This is a genomic window from Wohlfahrtiimonas larvae, assembly GCF_002006755.1.
Lineage (GTDB): Bacteria > Pseudomonadota > Gammaproteobacteria > Cardiobacteriales > Wohlfahrtiimonadaceae > Wohlfahrtiimonas > Wohlfahrtiimonas larvae.
Window position 1 is genome coordinate 1 of record NZ_MVDO01000142.1, and the last position, 3885, is coordinate 3885.

5 protein-coding genes are annotated in these 3885 nt (G+C 35.2%); 3 read left to right on the plus strand and 2 right to left on the minus strand.

Going from position 1 to position 3885, the window contains the following annotated elements; all coding sequences use genetic code 11:
• Together BZK14_RS08340 and BZK14_RS08345 are read left to right on the plus strand one after the other, a co-directional pair.
• Window positions 1-339, plus strand: a 339-nt coding sequence (locus tag BZK14_RS08340; protein ID WP_483887733.1) for a magnesium chelatase subunit ChlI family protein, incomplete at its 5' end; no start/stop codon positions are given.
• 55 nt (window positions 340-394) lie between these two features.
• Complete coding sequence (locus BZK14_RS08345) at window positions 395-871, plus strand: S-ribosylhomocysteine lyase (protein WP_077926058.1); 477 nt, start codon at window positions 395-397, stop codon at window positions 869-871.
• A gap of 219 nt (window positions 872-1090) precedes the next feature.
• On the opposite strand, the gene murJ is transcribed toward BZK14_RS08345, so the two are convergent.
• On the minus strand, window positions 1091-2653 hold the full coding sequence (gene murJ / locus BZK14_RS08350) for a murein biosynthesis integral membrane protein MurJ (protein ID WP_077926059.1): 1563 nt from the start codon (window positions 2651-2653) through the stop codon (window positions 1091-1093).
• Between the two features lie 114 nt (window positions 2654-2767).
• Between murJ and BZK14_RS08355 the strand changes: the two genes are divergently transcribed.
• Window positions 2768-3601 (plus strand): EamA family transporter, encoded by an 834-nt coding sequence (locus tag BZK14_RS08355; RefSeq protein WP_077926060.1) that lies wholly within the window; start codon window positions 2768-2770, stop codon window positions 3599-3601.
• Between the two features lie 41 nt (window positions 3602-3642).
• On the opposite strand, the gene BZK14_RS08360 is transcribed toward BZK14_RS08355, so the two are convergent.
• On the minus strand, window positions 3643-3885 hold a 243-nt coding region (locus BZK14_RS08360; RefSeq protein WP_483887734.1), incomplete at its 5' end, for a pirin family protein.

Consider the following 3885-nt stretch of genomic DNA (forward strand, 5'->3'; position numbering starts at 1 on the left):
GAAGTACCTCGTTTAATGACATCCGAATTACAAACAACACAACTAGGTGAATCATCTGCAAGCATGAGAGAACAAGTTGTAGCAGCTAGAAATATTCAAAATCAACGTCGTGGTAAACAAAATGCTTTATTAACAGTGAGAGAAATTGATGAAGATTGCCAATTAGGAGCAAGAGAATTAGAATTAATGGATAAAGCACAAAAAAGATTAAACCTATCTCCACGCAGTTTCCATCGTATTCTACGCGTTGCACGAACTATTGCAGATTTAGAAGCCTCAGAAAATATCAAGGCAACACATTTAACTGAAGCTTTAGCCTTTCGCGCAATGAATTTTTGATGTATAAATATAGATAGCTTTAAAACATATTAAACATATATATTTAGGAGTAACCATGGCAGAAGTAGAAAGTTTTACACTCGATCATAATATCGTCATCGCACCTTATGTCCGTTTAATCGCCAAAGAAGTTGGCCCTAAAGGCGATATCATCACAAACTTTGATGTACGTTTAACTCAACCGAATGAAACAGCTATTGAAACAAGTGGTATGCATACATTTGAGCATATTTTTGCTGATCTCATGCGTAATCAACTCGATGGCATTATTGACATTTCACCATTCGGCTGTCGTACAGGTTTTCATTTGATTGCTTGGGGTGAGCCAACAGCAACAGAAGTTGCCAAAGTATTGAAAAAAACCTTAGAAGAGATTGTCAAAGATAGTTATACAATTGATAAAGTCCAAGGCATTGCAAAAATTGCCTGTGGTAACTATAAAGATCACTCGCTACATTCAGCTAAAGAATGGTCAAAAATTATCTTAGAAAAAGGTATCAGTGATGATGCTTTTGTCCGCAATGTAGTGTAACCGTGCTTAAATCAGTGTAATTTTAAACAAAAGAAAAAGCGCCGTTCGGCGCTATACATGATTATTATGTTTTGATTTGTTAGTATTTCAATCTTGTTGTGGTCTGCCTCAATGAGGCAGACCAAAATAATAACGCCACAACAAATCAATTACAATCTAAAATTTACCTTATGATTAATATCTATACAAAACATTACAATTTGATCTAAATCAAAGATATTATGAGACTTTTCTGAATTGCTTCAATGAAAAACCCAATAGATGCAAACAAACAAAATACCCAATAACAGAAGTAAGCACCACCACCATCAAGCCACCCAATCGCACCCATAAAGAGGCATAGATCCAAAAATTATTATACTGACAAACCCAATATAAAAAACTGGCTAATAAAAGATTAGCTGGAATCACAACCCATAACTTCCCTGTCATCAATCGCCCTAATCTGTAAATACCCAAATAATGCAAACCAAACATTAGCAACAATGCATTTACCCACGCTGCGATAGATGTAGATAACGCTAAACCTGCATGTGCATAATATTTCACTAAAATGAACTGCAACACAATATTCACAGCAATGGAAACTAAACCAAATTTCAATGGCGTTTTTGTATCTTGTCTTGAATAGTAAACTGGCGCTAGAATCTTAATTAAAAAATAAGCTGCAATGCTTGTACCATATGTGACTAAGCTTTTAGCAGACATAAGCACATCGTTATAAGTGAATGCGCCACGCATGAATAGTAATGCTAATAAAGGCTCTGCTAATAAAATTAAACCTATACTTGAAGGGATCCCCAAAACTAATGCTAAACGAATCCCCCAATTAACTGTTTTTTCAAAACCTTCTTGATCATTCGATGCGCTTAAACGTGATAATTTTGGTAATACGACTGTTCCTAATGCAACAGCAACCGTGCCCAATGCAAATTCAACTAAACGATCTGAGTAATATAACCACGTCACGCTACCTGTTTCTAAACGTGATGCTAATTGTGTATTGATCAAGATATTGATTTGACTGCTAGATGATCCTATCAATGCAGGAATCATTAAAATGACCACTTGCTTTACACCTGGTGCACCAAAGGCAACTTTAGGTACATATGTTAATAATTTTTGTTGGTGAACACTGTACATCACAATCAAACATTGAATCACACCTGCAATGATAACAGCATAGCCCAAACCTAAAATTGGCACTTTTAAAAATTGAACACTTAAAAATGCACCAATAATCATGGCTATATTCAATAAACTTGGCAACAATGCAGGTAGTGCAAAACGATCCAACGAGTTTAAAATACTCGAATACATCGCAAGCATACAGATCAAGAATACATAAGGGATCATAATACGCACTAGCTCTGCTGTTAATGCGAACTTTTCTGGGTCACTTTTGAAGCCGCTAGCAAATACTAATACTAATTCTGGGGCAAAAAATACACCAAGTATTGTAATACCAAGCAAAACAATACCTAAAGAACCAGAAACTTCTGCAATGAACAATGGCAACTGATCACGTTTTTTCTCATAATACTCACTGAATACAGGCACAAAGGATTGATTAAATGCACCTTCACCAAAAAACCTGCGAAATAAATTAGGAATTCTAAAGGCAACATTAAAAGCATCCATCATGGCGGTTGCACCAAAATAACTTGCAAATACCATGTCACGAATTAAACCTAAAATACGTGAAACGAGCGTCAATGCGCTGATTGTAAATAATGAGCCTAAAAGCCCTTTCTTTTGTATTTTCTGAGCGATTTCTGCCATATCTATCTTGTTAAAAATCAAAGGACAAATTATAGCAAGATACAATCTAAAGATTCGCTTTTTCACTCAGACAACAGTATTATGTATTCTTTATTTTATCATTAAAGTTTACGTATGTTAGAACTTTCATTCATTTCAGTTATTTGGTCACTCTCATTTTCCCTGATTGGGCTATTTATTTCTCCCTACGTTGACCCTTATCTTGCAGTCTTAATCCGAATTCTATGCGGAATTTTAATCTTCTTACCTTTTGTGCGCAAAACAGCCTGCCAAGAGATTAAAACACTTATGATCTGTGGTGCTTGCCAATTTGGTTTAACATACATCTTTTTATATCAATCTTTCCAATACATCACGGTGATTGAAGTATTGCTCTTTTCTATCACAACGCCAATTTATATTGTGATGATTCATAGTTTCTTTGAAAAACGTTTCGCAATACGTGCATTTACTGCAGCATTCTTGGCAGTTATTGGCGCAGGGATCATTCGCTACCAAGCCATTTCACCATCATTTGTGATTGGTTTTATATTGATGCAAACAGCTAATTTTGTTTTTGCATTTGGCCAAACCTATTATCAACGTACACAAAAACAATCTTCTAAAAATTATCAAAATTTCTTTTGGTTTTTTGCAGGTGCTTTCGTCATCGTTTTTCCAACATGGTTATTTTTAGGGACAACAAAATTCACCATGCAAACAAGCACACTGTTATCACTCTTATATGTCGGATTTTTAGCAACAGGACTGGGTCAATATTTTTGGTTACAAGGCGCCACGAAAGTATCTGCAGCAACATTATCTGTTATGAATAACTTATTAATCCCTTTGGGAATAGTGATCAATATTCTATTTGGTGGTGTGATTGATATGCCGATTGAATTCACTATTGGCTCAAGCATTATTTTATTATCGCTATGGGTTGCAAAATCACCTAAAAAAGCCTGATTAGAAATCAGGCCATTTATCACTCGTTCACCTAAAATGTTTTACATTTTAGGTGGAATAACGATAGGTTCTTCTGAATCATACAATGTTACATTCATAGGAACCTCTATTAATACAAATCGATTGGGCGTTACACCTTCGACAGCCAAATCAAGTTTATCGCTAAAAGCAATACAATCCCCTTCCGATAAGTGATGGCCACGCACTTTAATGTCACCGAAACAGACTCTCAAAAATAGACCATTTTCTATTTTTTTCTTGTGATAAGTTACCTTTGTTTTAGG